General features: G+C 55.6%; 25 protein-coding genes. 17 read left to right on the plus strand and 8 right to left on the minus strand.

Going from position 1 to position 18,588, the window contains the following annotated elements:
* Window positions 1-210: 210 nt before the first annotated feature.
* The 6 genes from AC6I8F_RS11200 (at window position 211) to AC6I8F_RS11225 (ending at window position 3,346) form a co-directional block, all read left to right on the plus strand.
* A complete protein-coding gene (locus tag AC6I8F_RS11200; protein ID WP_394516663.1) occupies window positions 211-792 on the plus strand; it encodes a response regulator transcription factor in 582 nt (193 codons plus the stop codon).
* Window positions 793-1,020: 228 nt separating this feature from the next.
* A complete protein-coding gene (locus AC6I8F_RS11205; protein ID WP_021506315.1) occupies window positions 1,021-1,533 on the plus strand; it encodes a GNAT family N-acetyltransferase in 513 nt (170 codons plus the stop codon).
* A 276-nt stretch (window positions 1,534-1,809) separates the two neighbouring features.
* Window positions 1,810-1,977 carry a con-10 family general stress protein gene (locus tag AC6I8F_RS11210; RefSeq protein WP_021506316.1) on the plus strand — a complete coding sequence of 56 codons (168 nt, stop codon included), beginning with the start codon at window positions 1,810-1,812 and terminating at the stop codon, window positions 1,975-1,977.
* Between the two features lie 186 nt (window positions 1,978-2,163).
* Window positions 2,164-2,361: a hypothetical protein gene (locus AC6I8F_RS11215; RefSeq protein ID WP_031279223.1), complete on the plus strand. Its 198-nt coding sequence runs from the start codon at window positions 2,164-2,166 to the stop codon at window positions 2,359-2,361.
* Window positions 2,361-3,146 (plus strand): hypothetical protein, encoded by a 786-nt coding sequence (locus tag AC6I8F_RS11220; protein ID WP_058776510.1) that lies wholly within the window; start codon window positions 2,361-2,363, stop codon window positions 3,144-3,146. Before AC6I8F_RS11215 ends, AC6I8F_RS11220 begins: the two co-directional genes overlap by 1 nt.
* Before the next feature lie 77 nt (window positions 3,147-3,223).
* The gene (locus AC6I8F_RS11225) at window positions 3,224-3,346 is read left to right on the plus strand and encodes a hypothetical protein (RefSeq protein WP_255412066.1); all 123 of its coding nucleotides are present in this window, start codon (window positions 3,224-3,226) and stop codon (window positions 3,344-3,346) included.
* A 47-nt stretch (window positions 3,347-3,393) separates the two neighbouring features.
* Here the strand turns inward: AC6I8F_RS11225 and AC6I8F_RS11230 are convergent, their stop codons facing one another.
* Window positions 3,394-5,745 carry a phosphoketolase family protein gene (locus AC6I8F_RS11230; protein WP_282954167.1) on the minus strand — a complete coding sequence of 784 codons (2,352 nt, stop codon included), beginning with the start codon at window positions 5,743-5,745 and terminating at the stop codon, window positions 3,394-3,396.
* Window positions 5,746-6,026: 281 nt separating this feature from the next.
* On the opposite strand from AC6I8F_RS11230, the gene AC6I8F_RS11235 reads away from it, so the two are divergent.
* Together AC6I8F_RS11235 and AC6I8F_RS11240 are read left to right on the plus strand one after the other, a co-directional pair.
* Window positions 6,027-6,326 carry a hypothetical protein gene (locus AC6I8F_RS11235; protein WP_021506321.1) on the plus strand — a complete coding sequence of 100 codons (300 nt, stop codon included), beginning with the start codon at window positions 6,027-6,029 and terminating at the stop codon, window positions 6,324-6,326.
* Window positions 6,327-6,519: 193 nt separating this feature from the next.
* Window positions 6,520-6,720: a hypothetical protein gene (locus tag AC6I8F_RS11240; protein ID WP_262255857.1), complete on the plus strand. Its 201-nt coding sequence runs from the start codon at window positions 6,520-6,522 to the stop codon at window positions 6,718-6,720.
* Window positions 6,721-6,751: 31 nt separating this feature from the next.
* Here the strand turns inward: AC6I8F_RS11240 and AC6I8F_RS11245 are convergent, their stop codons facing one another.
* The 6 genes from AC6I8F_RS11245 to AC6I8F_RS11270 form a co-directional block, all read right to left on the minus strand.
* A complete protein-coding gene (locus AC6I8F_RS11245; RefSeq protein WP_021506323.1) occupies window positions 6,752-7,018 on the minus strand; it encodes a biofilm development regulator YmgB/AriR family protein in 267 nt (88 codons plus the stop codon).
* A 53-nt stretch (window positions 7,019-7,071) separates the two neighbouring features.
* Complete coding sequence (locus AC6I8F_RS11250) at window positions 7,072-7,362, minus strand: hypothetical protein (protein WP_058769661.1); 291 nt, start codon at window positions 7,360-7,362, stop codon at window positions 7,072-7,074.
* A gap of 164 nt (window positions 7,363-7,526) precedes the next feature.
* The gene (ycgZ, locus tag AC6I8F_RS11255) at window positions 7,527-7,772 is read right to left on the minus strand and encodes a regulatory protein YcgZ (protein ID WP_021506325.1); all 246 of its coding nucleotides are present in this window, start codon (window positions 7,770-7,772) and stop codon (window positions 7,527-7,529) included.
* Between the two features lie 472 nt (window positions 7,773-8,244).
* Complete coding sequence (locus AC6I8F_RS11260) at window positions 8,245-8,430, minus strand: con-10 family general stress protein (protein ID WP_071813571.1); 186 nt, start codon at window positions 8,428-8,430, stop codon at window positions 8,245-8,247.
* 275 nt (window positions 8,431-8,705) lie between these two features.
* Complete coding sequence (locus tag AC6I8F_RS11265; RefSeq protein ID WP_058776508.1) at window positions 8,706-9,167, minus strand: DUF421 domain-containing protein; 462 nt, start codon at window positions 9,165-9,167, stop codon at window positions 8,706-8,708.
* A gap of 12 nt (window positions 9,168-9,179) precedes the next feature.
* Window positions 9,180-9,686 (minus strand): hypothetical protein, encoded by a 507-nt coding sequence (locus AC6I8F_RS11270; protein WP_498028034.1) that lies wholly within the window; start codon window positions 9,684-9,686, stop codon window positions 9,180-9,182.
* A gap of 232 nt (window positions 9,687-9,918) precedes the next feature.
* Between AC6I8F_RS11270 and AC6I8F_RS11275 the strand changes: the two genes are divergently transcribed.
* From AC6I8F_RS11275 to dcuR, 9 genes are all read left to right on the plus strand, one after another.
* Entirely contained in the window at window positions 9,919-10,410 is a 492-nt protein-coding gene (locus AC6I8F_RS11275) for a nicotinamide-nucleotide amidohydrolase family protein (RefSeq protein WP_058769659.1), read from the plus strand.
* 316 nt (window positions 10,411-10,726) lie between these two features.
* The gene (locus tag AC6I8F_RS11280) at window positions 10,727-10,894 is read left to right on the plus strand and encodes a con-10 family general stress protein (protein WP_021506330.1); all 168 of its coding nucleotides are present in this window, start codon (window positions 10,727-10,729) and stop codon (window positions 10,892-10,894) included.
* Window positions 10,895-11,051: 157 nt separating this feature from the next.
* A complete protein-coding gene (locus tag AC6I8F_RS11285; RefSeq protein WP_021506331.1) occupies window positions 11,052-11,525 on the plus strand; it encodes a YciE/YciF ferroxidase family protein in 474 nt (157 codons plus the stop codon).
* Between the two features lie 27 nt (window positions 11,526-11,552).
* On the plus strand, window positions 11,553-12,068 hold the full coding sequence (locus AC6I8F_RS11290; RefSeq protein ID WP_021506332.1) for a ferritin-like domain-containing protein: 516 nt from the start codon (window positions 11,553-11,555) through the stop codon (window positions 12,066-12,068).
* A gap of 36 nt (window positions 12,069-12,104) precedes the next feature.
* The gene (locus AC6I8F_RS11295) at window positions 12,105-12,974 is read left to right on the plus strand and encodes a manganese catalase family protein (RefSeq protein ID WP_058757631.1); all 870 of its coding nucleotides are present in this window, start codon (window positions 12,105-12,107) and stop codon (window positions 12,972-12,974) included.
* Between the two features lie 226 nt (window positions 12,975-13,200).
* On the plus strand, window positions 13,201-14,469 hold the full coding sequence (umuC, locus tag AC6I8F_RS11300; RefSeq protein WP_021506336.1) for a translesion error-prone DNA polymerase V subunit UmuC: 1,269 nt from the start codon (window positions 13,201-13,203) through the stop codon (window positions 14,467-14,469).
* A 156-nt stretch (window positions 14,470-14,625) separates the two neighbouring features.
* Window positions 14,626-15,162 (plus strand): peptide-methionine (S)-S-oxide reductase MsrA, encoded by a 537-nt coding sequence (msrA, locus tag AC6I8F_RS11305; RefSeq protein ID WP_021506337.1) that lies wholly within the window; start codon window positions 14,626-14,628, stop codon window positions 15,160-15,162.
* Between the two features lie 114 nt (window positions 15,163-15,276).
* Window positions 15,277-16,911 carry a sensor histidine kinase gene (locus AC6I8F_RS11310; RefSeq protein WP_058769658.1) on the plus strand — a complete coding sequence of 545 codons (1,635 nt, stop codon included), beginning with the start codon at window positions 15,277-15,279 and terminating at the stop codon, window positions 16,909-16,911.
* Window positions 16,904-17,623 (plus strand): two-component system response regulator DcuR, encoded by a 720-nt coding sequence (gene dcuR / locus AC6I8F_RS11315; RefSeq protein ID WP_021506339.1) that lies wholly within the window; start codon window positions 16,904-16,906, stop codon window positions 17,621-17,623. Before AC6I8F_RS11310 ends, dcuR begins: the two co-directional genes overlap by 8 nt.
* On the opposite strand, the gene AC6I8F_RS11320 is transcribed toward dcuR, so the two are convergent.
* Window positions 17,617-18,582, minus strand: a complete 966-nt coding sequence (locus AC6I8F_RS11320) for an FAD:protein FMN transferase (RefSeq protein ID WP_498028035.1) — start codon at window positions 18,580-18,582, stop codon at window positions 17,617-17,619. The genes dcuR and AC6I8F_RS11320 overlap by 7 nt on opposite strands.
* Window positions 18,583-18,588: the final 6 nt, after the last annotated feature.

The following is an 18,588-nucleotide window of genomic DNA, read 5'->3' on the forward strand; positions in this document are numbered from 1 at the left end:
GGCAGCTGACATCATCCCGGGCGATCTCCCCGGTTCGCCACCGTACCGGTTTTGCTTCATTCATCAGAAACCAGCTTTCATGTTGTCCCCCTGCAGCTCAGCCATCCCGGACATTTCTCAGCCTTTTCCTACAACCTGACGCAGGCCGTCTGATATCGGCTCCGCGCGGTTTCCGTTCAAATGGGTTAACCGCGAGCACAGGAGGAAACAATGCTGAACATCTTCACTATGGATAGCGACCGCTGGATTACGGAAGGTCTGCGCCTCTACTTTTCCGGGCAGATGATAAGCTGCCTGACGCTCACCTCGCCGGATGACCCAATCCCCACCGGACACGGGCGCAACGTGGTGATCAGCGAGCTGCATTTTGCCAGTAAAAACCTGGAAGAGACGCTGCGTAGCCTGCTGCTGATGCAGCTCAAAACGCCGGGCGTTGAGCTGGTGATTCTCACCGACATCAGCGATGAAGCCGTGCTGAATTACGTGGCCCGCCACCTGAAGAAAGCGCTGATCCTGAGTAAAAAATGCCCGCTGGCGACGCTGGTCAGTGCAGTGCTGACGCCGGAAAACGTTGCCACCGTCGCCGCACCGCACGGCAATGCCGATGTGCTGACCGAGCGCGAGTTCACGTTGCTGCGCTGGCTGGCGGGTCCGCGCCGCATGACTGAGATCGGGCATGCGTTGCACCTCAGCAATAAGACCATCAGCCACTACAAGAACACCATCTCACGCAAGCTGGGCTGCAAAAACCATATGGATTTTTACCATCGCCTCACCAGTTACGGCTTTTAATTCGCACCACCCGCCTCAATTCAGGATGCTCCGCCCGCTGGACATCCTGCGCCTGCCTCCTTTCCTGTTAAAAAATCAAGACATTCAGCCAACATCCTTACCGCAAAAGGGATGACACCCGGTTTGATTCGCGCATAATGACGGGTCACCTGTACGGGCAGGATGCCCGCTGACACCCCCACTCTGCCGTAACGCAGGATAAAACATAAAAACTGAAGGAAGACTGGCATGGAATTCACCATACGCAACGCGCAGCCTGATGATGCCGAACTGCTGCATCAGCTGGGGCGCATGACCTACAGCGCCCACTTCAAACATATGTGGGTCTCCGAAGCCGAGCTGGATGAATTCATCGATAAAGAGTACGGCCTGGCCGAACTGCGCAGCAGCCTGGTGGCCCCCAACGAAAGCTGGCTGATTGCCGAAACCAACAAACCCATCGGCTTTGCCAAAGTGACCTGGAATACGCCGGTACCGGACTCCGGCATGAGCGGTGCCCAGCTGAATAAGCTCTACCTCAATCCGCAGGAAACCGGTAAAAACTATGGCCGGCGCATGTTCGAAAGCATTATCCACGCCGCACGCGATAAGCAGGAAGGCTATCTGTGGCTGGAAGTGATGGGCGAGAACGTGCGCGCACGCAAATTTTATGAAGCCTTTGGCATGCAGCACATCAAAGACATTCCTTTTATTACTGCTTCGCAACAGAGCATCCTGCAGATTTTAGGCATGGTTATTTAGCGTGGCTCACGGCGCCGGGTCAGCTGTCTGGCCCGGCCGGTTGGGTGCACTGGAGTGTTTCATTTTATTACTTCACCGCCGCAAAAGTTTTAAATAAGCGCAGCGACAGCGCAGAATTATTGTTATTTCAACAAACTAAGATTAAAAATAAAAACGCCCTTTTTTATGCGCCGTCACGCTTGCAGAAATAGCACCAGCGATTACTATTAAATACGCAACACGCACATGACAGCGCAACAACGTCATGTTATTTATTACTCATGAAGAGGATATATTATGACTCAGCATCGAGGCGGTTCAGGTAATTTCGCAGAAGATAAACAGAAAGCATCAGAAGCCGGTAAAAAAGGCGGACAGCACAGCGGCGGCAACTTTAAAAACGACCGCGAAAAAGCGTCCGAAGCCGGTAAAAAAGGCGGTCAGAGCAGCAATCGCGGCTCGTGATTAGCCGGCCAGCACAGGATGAGGCGGCCATGGCGCAGGGAGCGCGCCGTTACCCCCCGGATTATTGTCTTACCCTGCGCTGACTTTCCTCACGTTTAACAGATAACTCTGAAACCGCCTGAATCTGGCAGAAAACGTTATATGATCAATTAACTATTTATTGCCTTACAGGAACAGCCTGACGTGATATTGCGCTATTTTACCTCTCTTTTTTCCAGTCCGGAATCATTACTGCAGGTGATGAGCCGCCAGGATATTCGTGAATCCATTCAGGAAGGTGACCGGATTATTATTGACGAAGACGGTAACGCTTCGGTTAATCCCCTCAGCCCGCAGGTACAGCAGGACTTCGCCGATCATATTAAGCGCTTAAAGGATATCTGATGGGAACCGCGATATTTATGGTGCTGATGGTCTGCGGCTACTGGTACACCAGTCGCGATATGTCCAGCCGCCTGAAAATAAAACGCTCCTTTGGCTGGGACGTCTATTTTCTCATTGCGCTGTACGGCTGCATTTTTGTCGTTCAGGGCGTGGTCGCCACCGGCCTGGTCTGGCTGCTACTGCTGGCGGCATCGGCCATCAATAACAGCCTGGCGCTGTCTGCCGATCTCCATGCGCGCTGGCACGTCGATTTCATGACATGGAGTTTTCTCGGCATTCAGGCACCGGTGGTGATCATGCTGGCGTTTGCCGTGCTGTTTTGTGTGTATCGTTCCAATTCCGGCAGCGCGCGGCTGACCGCCGGCAGTCGCAAAGAGCTATATCAGCGCCTGTCGCGCTCTAACGGTATTGAACAACTGCTGCTGCACTGCATGGAAGAAGGCGAACTGGCCTGGGTTACGCTGAAATCGCGCCGTATCTACATCGGCATGATTCACGCTGCCACCTTTGAATATCCCAGCACCGCCAATATCGTGCTTATTCCGATGCTCAGCGGCTATCGCGATTCGCGCACGCTGAATCTGGCGATTGAGCATAACTACAGCCGCTGGTATCACCAGCACGAGATTAGCTTTGTCTCCAAACCCAAAAGCGCGCTGGAGTTCCGTAAGGTGCTGATGGTCGACCAGATTGAAAGCCTGTCGCTGTTCGATCCGGCCAGCGCCAGCGCACTGGCTATGGGGAAACATCAGCACACAGAGAAGCGGCAGAATGTTCCGGGCTGAGCCGCGCAGCCACCCTTTCATCCGCGCAGCTGGCAACGGTGGCGCGGGTTCACATGGTAACCGTTAAGGAGTATACAATGACCGATCGTCCCGTTCACGGCGACCAGCCGGATTACGATCCGCGTAAAAACAGCCCCGACCAGAAGCCGAAAGATGACGAAACCAGCGCGCCTGAATCCGGGGATAAACAGGCCGAATAAACCATAAACCGCCTTCTCAGGCGGTTTTTTTTCGCGCCCGGGTCGGGTTAGCCCGGCCACAGCCAGTTACGTACTTCCGGCACGTCTTCACCGTATTCGCGCACGTAGCGGTGGTGCTCCGCGATGCGCTGCTGCAGGTCGTCGAGCAATTCAGGATGGCGATCGGCCAGGCCCGGCACATGCAAAATCGCCGCCTGCGCCAGATGATAGCGGTCCAGCTCGTTGAGCACCGTCATATCAAACGGCGTGGTGGTGGTGCCCTCTTCGTTGAAGCCGTGCACGTGGAAATTGGCGTGGTTGCTGCGCTGATAGGTCAGACGATGAATCAGGCTGGGATAGCCATGAAAGGCGAAAATTACCGGTTTGTCGCGGGTAAACAGCGCATCGAAATCCTCTTCCGACTTGCCGTGCGGGTGCTGCTGCTGCGTCTGCAGCGCCAGCAGATCCACCACGTTGACCACGCGAATGCGCAGCGTGGGCAGATAGTTTCGCAGCAGATCCACCGCCGCCAGCGTCTCCATGGTGGGCACATCGCCGGCGCAGGCCATCACCACGTCCGGCTCGCCGTCATCGCTCGCCCAGCGCCATTCGCCCATACCCGCCTCACAGTGGGCAATGGCGCTGTCGATGTCCAGCCACTGCGGTGACGGCTGCTTGCCAGCGACAATCACGTTGATGCGATCCCAGGTGCGCAGACAGTGATCGCCCACCCACAGCAGGGTGTTCGCGTCTGGCGGCAGATAGATGCGCACGATATCCGCCTTTTTATTCGCCACGTGATCGATAAAACCGGGATCCTGATGGCTGTAACCGTTGTGATCCTGGCGCCAGACGTGTGAAGACAACAGATAGTTGAGCGACGAGATCGGCTGGCGCCAGCCCAGCTTGCGCGTCACCTTCAGCCATTTGGCGTGCTGATTGAACATCGAATCGATGATATGAATAAAGGCTTCATAGCAGTTAAACAGCCCGTGTCGTCCGGTGAGCAGATAGCCCTCCAGCCAGCCCTGACACTGATGCTCGCTGAGAATTTCCATCACCCGACCGTCACGCGCCAGCTGCTCATCATACGGTTCGATGTCTGCCATCCAGCTGCGGCTGGTGACGTCAAAGACCGGCGTCAGGCGATTCGAGGCGGTCTCATCTGGCCCGAACAGACGGAAGTTATCGGCGTTGCGCTGAAAAATCGCGCTGAGGTAGTGGCCGAACTGCTTAGTGGCTTCGCCGCGCTGGCTGCCCGGCGCGCCGGTGTCGAGCGCAAACTCGCGGATGTCAGGCGTGTTGAGCGTGCGGCGCAGCCGTCCGCCGTTGGCATAGGGTGAGGCGCTCATGCGTTTATCCCCCTGCGGCGCCAGCGCACGCAGTTCCGGCCTGAGCTTACCCGCCTCGTCAAACAGATCCTCCGGCTGATAGCTGCGCAGCCACTGCTCTAACACCTGCCGATGCGACGCGTCTTCGCGACACGCCGCCACCGGCACCTGATGCGCACGCCAGAAATCTTCCACCTTTTTACCGTCCACCTCTTTCGGGCCGGTCCAGCCCTTCGGGCTGCGCAGCACAATCATCGGCCAGCGCGGGATCGCCTGCTCTGCCTGGCCGCTGCGTGCCTGCTGCTGATAAGCGGCAATCTTATCAAACGCGTTATCCAGCGCTGCCGCCATCTGCTGATGCATGTCGGCCGGCTCGTGCCCGCAGACAAACAGCGGCTCATAACCGTAACCGCTGAACAGCTGCTGCAGATCGTCATCACTGCTGCGCCCCAGCAGCGTCGGGTTGGCAATTTTGTAGCCGTTCAGATGCAGAATGGGTAGCACCGCACCATCACGCTGCGGATTGAGGAATTTGATGCCGTGCCAGCTGGCGGCAAGCGGCCCGGTTTCGGCTTCGCCGTCACCAATCACGCAGGGTACGATCAGCTGCGGATGATCGAAAACCGCGCCAAACGCATGCGACAGCGAATAGCCCAGCTCGCCGCCTTCATTAATCGAGCCCGGCGTTTCTGGTGCCGCATGGCTGGGAATACCTCCGGGAAACGAAAACTGCTTAAACAGGCGCTGCATACCGGCGGCATCTTCACTGACGTGCGGATAGATTTCGCTGTAGCTGCCTTCGAGCCAGCTGTTCGCCACCATCCCCGGCCCGCCGTGCCCCGGGCCGCAGACGTACAGCAGATCCACCTCGCGCTGGCGGATGATGCGGTTGAGGTGCGCATAGATAAAGTTCAGGCCGGGCGTCGTGCCCCAGTGGCCGAGCAGACGTGGCTTGATATGCCCGGGCTGCAGTGGTTCGCGTAACAGCGGATTGGCCATCAGGTAGATTTGCCCGACGGACAGATAATTGGCGGCGCGCCAGTAGCGATCGATCAGCGCCAGTTCATCGGCGGCACTCGGATTGGTCATGCCCTCTTCTCCTTTGGTTAGCCATCAGTTAACCCTAATAGAGGATAGGCGATGCTGCGAGCCAGACGGTATTTCTGCACTGTCGCTATTAGCCGCTGCGCTTATTCAATCTTTCACGAAAATATAAGCGCAGCGGTAAAAGCTGTACACGTTAATATTTTTTTCATTTTGTGCACTATTTAATGGGTCGTGACCCGCAAAACTGGCGCTTTTTCACTTTTGGTCTATTGTGCCTTTACAGGTAATACCAGTAGAAAATAGAAAAATAAAAGGATCCTAAAATGGACTATAAAATGTTCGCTAACCGACTGCAGCAGTGGCCGCAGTTACATTTTACGGCGATTGAACTGCAGCAACGCGAGATGGCCTGCGAGATCTACGCCACGGCGGCTGAGCACCAGACCATGAGCCAGCTGTTTATTTGTCGCGTCAGTGATGAAAAAAATGCGCAGGAATTAATCAGGCAGTATCGCAGCTGGCTGCATAAATTTAATCTCGGTCGCAGCAGGCGCGATAATTCCCGCCCGCCGCGCAGCGTGTCGGTGAATGTTCCGGGCGCAATAAGCGCAGCGCTAAAATAGAGTTATCGGCATGCTTAACCATTTTTTAGTTGCATGAATCTGCTACAGCAGCGTATTACTATTCGCGCAGCGTGATAACGCCTGGCAATCTGTCTGACGAATAACCTGGGCCATTTTCACTGACAGCAGAAAAAGGTGTTGAGTTGTTATCACCTGTGCAACACTGTACGGATATACAAGTCCCGGAGGTGACGTGAAACAAGTTAACCGTCCTGCACCGGATCTGTATGCGCTGATAGGCATCGCGGTGACGGACTTTATCAGGGAAGGTAGCGTATTCAGGATACATGACGTGACGCAGGTGCTGCATACGATGAAAGCAGACGCGCGTGATGAGGATTTCCGGCATCGCTGCGATGCCGCAATAAGGCTACTGGCAGATCTTATGCACTGAACCGATCCCCGCCTGCGCGGGGACCACTACCTCAGGCGTCGTCTGGCGTATAACCCACCACAATTTCCAGCGTTCTGCGCAGCACACTTGCCTGCGCTTCGTCCTGTGTCGCTTCCAGCGCCATAATCAGACATAGAATGATGGATTTGTTACTGACGCGGCCTTCGCTGGCCAGCACGCTACGAATGACATCATTCAGTACCGCGGCCTCTTCACTCAATGCCACTCCGGCATCGCGAAAATGCGCCGCCAGTTCCGTGTCCGGCAGCGCAGAATAGAGAGAGTGATTCTCCGACATCGTTCTTTTCCCGTACTGTGAGCAATACAGTCAGATTATAATTTAACTGTCAGTCAGTGCTTGCGGCTGCCGCCACCCTGACCGTTGTGGCCAAACAGCGGATGCACATTATCGCGATCCGATTGTTCGCCACGCCGCTTTTGTCCAGCCGTCATGCTCGACCGGACTTCATCGATTGCCGTGCGAATCGCAGCCGCCTGCGCATCATCGCTGGCCTGCTGCTGCATAATGTGGAGCTCATCAAGCAACGCCTGGGTGGTGACCGGCCCGGAGCGCTGCAGCAGCGTTAACGCCGCTTCGCCGATGATCTCATCAATAAGAGTCTGGTGTTCGCTTCTGTTCATAACATAATAAATCTCTGCATGCTGCCTGCCCCGACCGGGAACGCGACAGAAAAACAGCGCCGCTATCCTGCGGCGCGATACAGCCCGTCACAAGTCATACATGCAGTGATACGTTATCAGAATGGCGTTTTCGTGTGTACAACCTGGACGCTTTCGCTTCGCTCTCAGCTCTCGCGTTCAAATAGCAGGCCAATCAGCTGGTGATAATGGTGCTCTTCTTCCGTGGTAGAAGCGAGCTCCAGACGACGCAGCAGCTTAGTACACAGCGATTTACGGTTCAGATTACGGCCTTCACGCAGGATTTCGACCACGACCTGGCCCAGCGTCTCCTGCTGCGAAGGCAGCGTAGCTTTGCTAAAATAGTTGGCAATCGCCTCGACTGAGTTCGGAGTGTATCCGTTCTGGCGCATAAGTGACTCCCGTTAACATTAAATTGTCAGAAAAATGTTCTGGCTAAGTTGTACAAGTTTTTCAAAATCTGTACAAGAGGATAAACAACTGAATGGGGGATTTTTGTTGCAAAAAGTGCTACCGAAAAGTTATTAACCCATGCATAAATTGAAATTTTTTAACATCGCCAACGCCCGATCAGGTCCACATTAATAATGAGTCGATAACGTATCGCTTCGTTATCAGTGCCACCTAATCTGCCTGTTACTTATTTCCTCTCGCGCTAACAATCGTTATTGGTGGTTGCAGCCGCTGCGCTTATCAGATATTACCGCGCGTCATTTTTCGTTCCCTGCAGCACGGCAGCTGGTGATATAAAATGCGTGCGGCGCAATGGACCACTCCCTGAATTGCGCCGCTGCGTTACCGATTAAGCCGCCTCAGGGTAGCTTAACTGATTACGCTGACTGCATTTATATTATAGAAGGCGGTTTAAGCTTCCGCCGCTGCGGTTTTGCCGCGACGACTTACTTTTCCACCGCGTCTGCCCGCTTCTACTGCCCTTTCAGGACAGTTTTTAAAATTCCCGCTGCTGACGCTGCCGCCTTTTTTACCCGCTTCGCGAGCACGCTCGGTATTTTCTGCAAAATTACCTGCACCACCACGTCGTTGTGTCATATGTCACCCCATTGATAAAAATAATTAAGTAGTTAAACGACAGAATATCTCCACACAGGAACAATATGGATGGGATTGGAGATAAAACAACATTTAATATGCATATTTGCGCTGACAAAAAGCCATGCGCAAATGGTTATTTTCACCGCTGCGCTTATAGCGGGTTGCTTGTAAAGATTTTTTTTCAAACTTGTACAAAATAATTTTAGTGGTATAAAATCAATTAATTAACAAAAGTGTGATCTGCATCACAAACAAGTATTGAGAGATTGTTGCTATTTTTCAGTTTTATCTGAATTTTCCGGGATGATGGAAATATGACCGCTCACTTCCAGCACCGCGTATTTAATTTGATCGATGCGTTCCAGCCCCTGACCTGAACGCGCGGCCTCGAGGATATCTTCCCGACTGATGCCCGACATTTTTAGCCGCTGCGTTAATATCCGGCCATGCTCCACCAAAACCAGCGGTCCTCCCTCCGCCATTTGTTCGAATAGCGGAAAGCGCGCTTTGAGTTTGCCCAGCACAATATCAATAGTGATTAAGGTAATGATGGTGAGGCTGGCACCGGTAACGGAAAAGTCATCACCCAGCAATGCCTGCTGTGTGGCTTCGCTAATAATCAGCAGCAGAATCAAATCGAATGAGGTCATTTGCAGCAGTGTGCGTCGACCGGCAATTTTAAATACCACCATTAACAACAGATAAATGGCGGCTGCGCGTAATACCGTTTCCATAACGCTCTCCTTTTATGGGTAAATCCACTGCGATACCTTTACCGGTACCTGATGATTGACGTGCACTCTCAGCGCAACCCGTCCCGCCGCCTGCGGCTGAATCCCCAGCCAGATCACATGACCTTCTGCCGCCTCGCTGGCGTAAGTCAGCTGCAGCGTGTTATCCCGCGTGATGGCCTGCTGTGGCTGTGGCTGTAGCGTCTGGATCTGCAAATCGTCTAACGCGCCGCTGCCTAGCGTGACGGTGAAATGCTCGCCGCTCTGCGGTGCCACGCGAATCCGCAGGTTCATATTGCTGTCGATGCGACCAAAACGTTCATAGCGAATGCTGACGGAACCATCAGCCGACTGCGCCTGCCCGTCGCTTAATATGCCTTTGGAAAACAACCCGCAGGCACCCAGGATCACAATCACCATTAGCACGTATTCACCGATACGCTGTATCACGCTTTCCCTGCGTTGCCAGCGCATATCCTCCTGCACCGGATAATCACGGCTGGCTAACTCATCTTTCTTCATGGTGTTATTCCTCTTGCGGTTAATTAGCTGACATCATGTCGCTCCGGTTATTCCCTCTTCGTTCTGAGTTTTAAGCTTAGCGGTAAACGCCGGGAGCTTCGGTAACAGTTTAATTCGGCTGAGCAGCGGTGCAGAAATTACTCCTATAATTCGGATGCACGCCGCTGGCAATGCATATGAGCAGCGGCAGAGACGGCGTTTATTAATTTCACTCTGACAAGGGATACAGAATATGGATGAAGAACTGGTTAATTTAGCGACCGAAGTGGGTAATAAATTACTGGCCGCCGGCCTGAGCGTCACCACCGCCGAATCCTGCACCTCTGGCTGGGTCGGTTCCGCGCTGGCGGCCGCCAGCGACAGTAGCCGCTTTTACAGCAGCGGCTTTATTACTTACACCAATCAGGCGAAGCAGCGCGTGCTGGGCGTCAGCGCAGAGACGCTGGCGCGTGATACCGCCGTCAGTGAAGCCGCGGTACGGGAGATGGCCTGCGGCGCGAAAAAGCTCTCCGGGGATACGCTGGCTATTGCCGTCAGTGGCTATGCCGGCCCGGACGGCGGTGAGGACGGCACGCCAGCCGGCACCGTGTGGTTTGCATGGTGTCTGGCAGATGGCAGCGTGCACACCAGCCGGCAATGGTTTTCAGGTGAAGGTGAAGAAGTTGTGCGCAAAGCGACCCTTTTTAGTCTGGCGGAATTGAACCGTCTGCTCGACGCTATTTAGCGCCGCTTCGCCGTTCAATGATTAAACGTAAATAAATAAGCCGGGCGGATAAAATCCCACCGGAGGAAAATGTGTTGAGCATAAATAATCATCAGGCGGGTTAAAAGCGAGACCGTAATATTGACCGGCTCGCTAAAAATAGCGTGGTTATTTTACACCACAATCTCCAGCCTTCTCATTAATATAGCGTTAGCGAGGCGTGAAAAATATAACCGTCGCGCTTGTCAGTGAGGCAGCCTGCATTAGTATTAAGTGTGCAAAACATGCATGGCGGCAGATGCGTCATGTTATTTATTACTCATCACGAGGTAATAGTATGACAGAGCATAGAGGCGGTTCAGGTAATTTCGCAGAAGACAAAGAGAAAGCATCTGAAGCGGGTAAAAAAGGCGGACAAAACAGCGGCGGTAATTTCAAAAACGACCGTGAGAAAGCGTCCGAAGCCGGCAAAAAAGGCGGACAGAATAGCCATCGCGATTCCTGATGCGCTGTAACGCAGAGTAAGGAATGTCTCGGAGCAGGGAATGCTCCGTCATCAACAGGATGACAGGGATTTATTGCTTCGTTTCATTCCCTCTCTTAATCGCGTTATCACTAAATGGCTTCAGCCTCCCGTTAATCACCGATTCGGAGAATATTCCATGAAAGTTAAATCGCTACTCGATCTTTTTATTCACGATCTTTCGGACGTTTACAGCGCGGAGAAACAGATCACCCGTGCGTTACCCAAACTGGTCCGGGCAGCCTCCGATGAAAGTTTAAAAAACGCTTTTCAGCAACATCTGGAAGAGACCCAGGGACAAATTGAGCGCCTCGATCAGGTCGTAGAGAGCCACGATGAGCTGCGCATCATGCGTATGAAGTGCCACGCGCTGGAAGGCCTGGTAGAAGAAGCGCAGGAGCTGATTGAATCCACCGAAGCCGGCCCGGTGCGCGATGCTGGCCTGATCGGCGCAGCGCAGAAGGTTGAGCACTACGAAATTGCCACTTACGGCACGCTGGTGGCCATGGCGAAAAAGCTGGAGCTGAACCAGGCCGCAGAGTTGCTGGCTGCCACGCTGGCAGAAGAAAAATCCACCGATGAAAAACTCACGGATATCGCGGAAAAACAGTAACGCGACTGCCGTACAACGGAGGTAGATATGACGACCACATCCGCACTCTCACATTATCACGACTGGCTGCGCGACGCTCATGCCATGGAAAAACAGGCCGAAACCATGCTCGAACAGATGGCAAAACGCCTGGAAAACTACCCGCAGCTGCGTGCACGCATTGAGCAGCACATCGAAGAAACCCGCCAGCAGCAGTCTTTGCTGGAATCCATTCTCGACCGTCACGGCATTTCCCACTCCAGCGTGAAAGACGTTATGGGGAAAATGGCTGCCATGGGCCAGGCCTTCGGCGGTACCTTCGCGGAAGACGAAGTGGTGAAAGGCGCTATCAGCGGCTACGTGTTCGAGAATGCCGAGATTGGCAGCTACACCAGCCTGATCAGCGCCGCCACGCGTGCCGGTGATCAGGAGAGCGTGGCCATTCTCAAACAGATCTGTGAGCAGGAGATCGCGATGGCGGACTGGATGTTAACGCACATGCCTGAACTGACCGATCAGTTCCTGCTGCGCAGCGAAGACCCGGACGCGAAAGCGAAACGCTGATTTTCTCTTTTCGTAAGAGACTTTTTGAGGTGAGCTATGTTTCGACACGTTAAGAAACTGCAGTACACGGTGCGCGTCAGTGCGCCGAACCCGGGCCTGGCCAATCTGCTGTTAGAGCAGTTTGGCGGTCCGCAGGGCGAACTGGCTGCGGCCATGCGCTATTTTACCCAGGGCCTCGGCGATGAGGATTTAGGACGCCGCGACCTGCTGATGGATATCGCTACCGAAGAGCTCAGCCATCTTGAGATTATCGGCTCGCTGGTTGGCATGCTCAATAAAGGCGCCAAAGGCAAGCTGGCCGAAGGCACTGAAGAGGAAGGCGAACTGTATCGCTCAATCACGGGTGCCGGTAACGATAGCCATCTGACTTCGATTCTTTATGGCGGTGGTCCGCCGCTGACCAACTCCGGCGGCGTGCCGTGGACCGCGGCTTACGTGGATACCATCGGCGAAGTGACGGCGGATTTGCGTTCTAATATCGCCGCCGAAGCGCGCGCCAAAATCATCTATGAACGCCTGATCAACGTCACTGACGATGTTGGCGTAAAGGATGCGTTAGGCTTCCTGATGACGCGTGAAGCCGCGCACCAGCTTTCATTTGAGAAAGCGCTGTACTCCATTCGCGACAACTTCCCACCGGGCAAGCTGCCGCCAATTGAGCAGTATGCGCACAACTACTACAACATGTCAGAAGGTGATGACGTGCGTGGTAGTTGGAACTCCGATGACAACTTCGATTATGTGGCCGATCCGCAACCGGCGGTGGATGGCGGCGATGGTCTGCCTTCTGTGACGCTGTCGCCGGATGAGCAGCGCGACATTGACGCGCTGGCAGCACGCACCGCATCCGATCCGCTGATCGACCCGATTACCGGAGCGGAAGCAGGCAGCAAGAAGGCGCCCTGACGTTCAGTCAGACCAGGCAGTGACACGTTTTTTTCTCGCGCAGTAACTCGCCCCTGGCCCACGGCGTTTCCCTGACGGGAACGCCGTTTTTTTCGTCCTGCTGTCTGTAACCACTCTGTTCTTTTCCCCCATAAGCAACCTGGCCGGACAGATCGATTTCTGCTTCTCATTTTTCCTGCATCTGACCTATACTGTTTTTATATACAGTATTCTCAGGGTGCCGATGATGTATGCATTGGTCGACGTAAACTCTTTCTACGCCAGTTGCGAAACCGTGTTTCGCCCGGATCTGCGCGGCAGGCCGATCGTGGTGCTGTCAAACAATGATGGCTGCATTATCTCGCTGAGCCGCGAAGCGAAGGCGCTCGGCATCAAAATGGGTGCGCCCTGGTTTAAACATCGCGACGAGCTGATGCGTCATCAGGTGGTGGTGTTTTCATCTAACTATGCGCTGTACGGCAACATGTCGGCGCGCGTGATGGAGACGCTCGACCGGCTGGCGCCGCGCGTGGATGTCTACTCGATTGATGAGGCCTTTCTTGATGTCAGTGGAATTGAAGGTTACACCTCGCTGACGCGCTTTGGACAGCAGGTACGTGACTGCCTGTGGAAAGAGACGCACCTGAAAGTGGGCGTCGGCATCGCGCCAACGAAAACCCTCGCCAAGCTGGCTAACTGGGCGGCCAAACGCTGGACCAAAGCCGAAAACGTCATGGACCTCTCTGATCCGGCGCGCCAGCGCGGCCTGATGCAGCGGGTGGGCGTAGAGGAAGTGTGGGGCGTCGGCCGCCGTTTATCGAACAAGCTGAACCTGATGGGCATTCAAACCGCTCTGCAGCTGGCGGAGACGCCCACTGCGCTGATCCGCAAGCATTTCGGCGTGGTGCTGGAGCGCACCGTGCGCGAGCTGCGCGGCGAACCCTGCCTGGCGTTTGAAGAGGTGATTCCGCACCGGCAAAATATCCTCTGCTCGCGCTCGTTTGGCGATCGCATTACCGATTATCAGGATATGCGCGAAGCCATCGCCAGCTATGCGGCACGCGCAGCGGAGAAACTGCGCAGCGAGCGCCAGTATTGCCGCTACATCGGCACCTTTATCCGCACCAGCCCGCACGATCCGCATCAGCCCTACTATGCCAACGCCGCAAGCCAGACGCTGATTACCCCTACCGCCGACAGCCGCGACATTATTCAGGCCACGCTCAACTGTCTGGATCGCATCTGGATTCCCGGCAAGCGCTACCTGAAAGGCGGCGTGATGCTGGGAGACTTCTTCAGCGACGGGGTGGCGCAGCTTGATCTGTTTGCTGACTATCAGCCGCGCCGTAACAGCGATCAGCTGATGGCGCTGATGGATAAGATCAACGCCCACCAGCGGGGTGCCTTGTGGTTTGCCGGTCAGGGCATCCAGAAACCCTGGGCGATGAAACGCGACATGCTGTCTCCGGCTTACACCACGCGTATTAGTGACGTGCCGCGCGTGAAGGCCAAATGATGCTGCATGCGATCAGCCCAGGCCGTTTACGCGTGATGAGCGAGCAGCGGCGGGCTAAGCCGCGCCGGGTTGCGCCAGAAATGTTAACAGAAAGCGGCTTGAATTCAGCGTGCTGAACCCCCACTCTAACGCTTTCGCCCTGACAGGAGTAAAACAATGGCAACCGAATATGCGATTATCGCGGGTGGCTGTTTCTGGTGCACCGAAGCAGTATTCAAAGATGTGATTGGCGTCGAGTCAGTCGAAAGTGGTTACACCGGCGGTGAACGTCCTAATCCTACCTACGAGCAGGTGTGCAGCGGTGCGACCGGCCACGCCGAAGCGATTCGCGTAGGCTTCGATCCGGAGAAAGTGAGCTACGGCGATCTGCTGGACATCAGCTTTGCCACCCACGATCCTACCCAGCTGAACCGTCAGGGTAATGATGTCGGCACCCAGTACCGTTCGGCGATTTTCCCGGCTAACGCGGAGCAGGAAGCCGAAGCGATTGCGGCAATTGCCCGCGCGCAGGAAGATCACAGCGTGCCGGTGGTGACCACTATCGAGCCGCTGAAAGCCTGGTATCCGGCAGAAGATTATCATCAGGATTACTGGGATGGCGCGGGTCAGCGCAATGGTTACTGCCTGGCGGTGATCCCGCCGAAGCTGCAGAAACTGCGGAAAAGCTTCGCTAACCGGGTGAAACAGGGTTAACCCGCCCGCTCTCCCCCACGGAAGGTCGTCATCGCTGACGGCCTTCCTGCATTTAGCGCGACCCGCTGCGGATTATCCGTCATAATAGCCCCCCGTTTTCCGCAGAGCACGACCATGATCTCACCACAGCAAGCCACGCCGGTGCGCAGGCGACCGATGAAGCTCAACACCCTGGTAACGCTGATGCTCAGCGCGGTGATTGTGCTGGTGCTGCTGAGCGTACACATGTTTTATTTCTTCCAGATTGGCGCCGCGACGCGCAGCCAGCTGGAGGATAAAGCCATGGCGGTAGCGCGCACGCTGGCGAAATCCCCCGAAATTCAGCAGGCGCTGCGCCTGCCGCCCGATCGGGCCGCTATCCAGCCCATCGCCAAAGCGGTGGAAGAGAGCAACCATCTGCTGTTTATCAGCATCACCAACATGGATGGCATCCGCTACTCACACCGTAATCCGGAGCTGGTGGGCAAACACTTTATCGGCCCGGACATCGAACCGGCGCTGCGCGGCAACGAGAATGTCTCCGTGAATCAGGGCTCGCTGGCCAAATCGCTGCGCGTGTTTACCCCGGTGTATGACGCCCAGCAGCGGCAGATTGGCGTGGTGGCTATCGGCATCTCGCTGGAGGCGGTCACCGACCAGATCAACCAGAGTCGCTGGAGCATTCTGTGGACCATTCTGATCGGTACTTTTGCCGGCGCGGTTGGCACCTTTATCCTGGTGCGCGTGCTGAAGCGCATCCTGTTCGGCCTTGAGCCTTACGAAATTTCCACCCTGTTTGAGCAGCGCCAGGCGATCCTCAACTCCGTCAAGGAAGGCGTGGTGGCGATGGACGATCAGGGCGAGGTGACGCTGGTCAATCAGGCGGCGCGCCAGCTGCTGAGCGATAAAATGGGCAGCAGCGTAGTGAGTACCGCGCGCATTTATGATGCTTCGGTGATCGACCAGCATCTGCAGGAAGTGCTCAACGGCGGTCGCGCACGGCGCGATGAGGAGCTCAACGTCAATGGCCGTCTGCTGCTGAGCAACACCGTGCCGGTGCGCAGTCAGGGACGCATTATCGGCGCGGTCTGCACCTTCAGGGACAAGACCGAAATCAGCCAGCTGATGCAGCGTCTGACCGGCATGGTAAACTATGTTGATGCCCTGCGTGAGCGCTCGCACGAGTTCATGAATAAACTGCACGTGATCCTCGGCCTGCTGCACATGAAAAACTATGCGCAGGTAGAAGCCTATATTCTGAAGACCGCTAATAACTATCAGACGGAAATCGGCTTCCTGCTGGAGAAGATCAAATCACCGGTGATTGCCGGTTTTCTGCTCAGCAAAATTAACCGCGCCTCTGATTGCGGCCATCGCCTGACCATCAGCGATGCCAGTTACCTGCCGGACAGCGGCAACGAGCAGCAAATGGCGGCGCTGATCACCGTGGTCGGCAACCTGGTGGAGAATGCGCTGGATGCGATGAGCGAGCAGACCGAGGGCGAAATCCACGTCATGCTGCACTACCAGAACGGCTGGCTGACCTGTGAAGTGAGCGATGACGGACCGGGCATTGCGCCGCAGCATCTGGCAACCGTGTTCGACAAGGGCTTCTCCACCAAAGGCGAGGATCGCGGGGTCGGCCTGTTCCTGCTGAAACAGCAGACGGAGCACCTCGGCGGCAGCGTCAGCGTGGAGTCCGAGCCCGGCGTGTTCACCCAATTTTTAGTCCAACTTCCGTGGGATGGAGGAACCAAACCGCATGATTAACGTGTTAGTGGTCGACGATGACGCCATGGTGGCCGAGCTGAACCGCAGCTTTATCGGCCAGGTGCCGGGCTTTCACTGCGTGGGTACCGCCGCAACGCTGCAGCAGGCGCGCGAGTTCCTGTTTAATAGCGAAACGCCGATCGACCTGGTGCTGCTGGATATCTATATGCAGCAGGAAAATGGGCTCGATCTGCTGCCGGAGCTGCGCCAGGCGCAGAGTTCGGTGGAAGTGATCATCATTTCGTCAGCGGCCGATGCGGAGAACATCAAAACCTCGCTGCACTACGGCGTGGTGGATTATCTGATCAAACCGTTCCAGTTCCCGCGTTTTGAAGAGGCGCTGACCGGCTGGCGGCAGAAAAAATCGCTGATGGACAATCAGCACTATTATCAGCAGTCGGACCTCGATCTGCTGATGCACGGCAGCCCGGCCACCCAGCACGACAACAAACGGCTGCCGAAAGGCTTAACGCCGCAGACGCTGCGCACGCTGTGTCAGTGGATTGACGCCCATCCCGGCCATGAGTTCTCCACCGACGAGCTGGCGGCAGAGGTGAACATTTCGCGCGTTTCGTGTCGCAAATACCTGATCTGGCTGGCGCAGATTAATATTCTGTTCACCAGCATTCACTACGGCGCCACCGGCCGACCGGTGTATCGCTATCGCCTGCAGCCGGAGTACCATTCGCTGCTGCAGCAGTACTGTCAATGACGCAGCTGCCAGCTGAAATCCAGCTGGCTGAAGCGGAAATGGCGCGCCGGCGAGCAGATAATCTGCCGATCGCGGGTGACAAACACCGCGTCGATATCAGGCTGGCCGGCGAGATACGCCAGCCCCTGCTCTACGCCCATGCCGTACAGCAGCGTGGTATAGATATCGCCATCCAGCGAGCGATCGGCAATCACCGTCACGCTCAATAACGCATTGTCCAGCGGATAGCCGGTGCGCGGATCAAAGATGTGATGCCAGCAGCGGCCGTCGCGTTCAAAGTAGCGCTCATAAATCCCGGACGTCACCACCGATTTGCCCTGCACCTGCAGCGTACCCAGCAGCTCATCGTCCCGGCCAAACGGTTTTTTGAGCCCGATGCCCCAGCCCTGCGGCTGATGCGGCGGGCTGCCGAGCGTCTGCACATTGCCACCGAGATTAATCAGCGCCTGCGCAACACCCTGCTGACGCAGAAATGCCTGCACCACATCGGCGATGTAGCCTTTCGCAATGGCGCCCAAATCGATCTCCATGCCCGGCAGCGGCAGAAACACCGAGTGCTGTTCGGCATCCAGTACCACCTGATGCGGATCGGTCAGGCGCAGCAGCGCCTCAATCTCCGCTGCGGGCGGCACTTCACGCCCCTGAAAACCAATCTTCCAGCGTTTCACCACCGGACCGATGGTGAAGTTAAACGCGCTGTCCGGCAGGATGCTCACCGCGTGCGCCACACTAATCAGCTCAAACACCGGCGCGCTCACCACCACCGGATGGCGTCCGGCGGCGTGATTAATGGCCATCACTTCGGATTCGGCGCGGTTGACGGTAAACAGGTTTTCCTGCTGTTTGATCAGGCGAAAGACCTGGCTGGCCAGCGTGGGATTGTCTTCGAACAGTTTGAGCAGAATGGGCGAACCCATGAGGACGGCAGAATAGGAATGGACGCCAGCGTCGCTTGTCATTGTGGC

The organism is gamma proteobacterium symbiont of Axiagastus rosmarus (genome assembly GCF_059730925.1).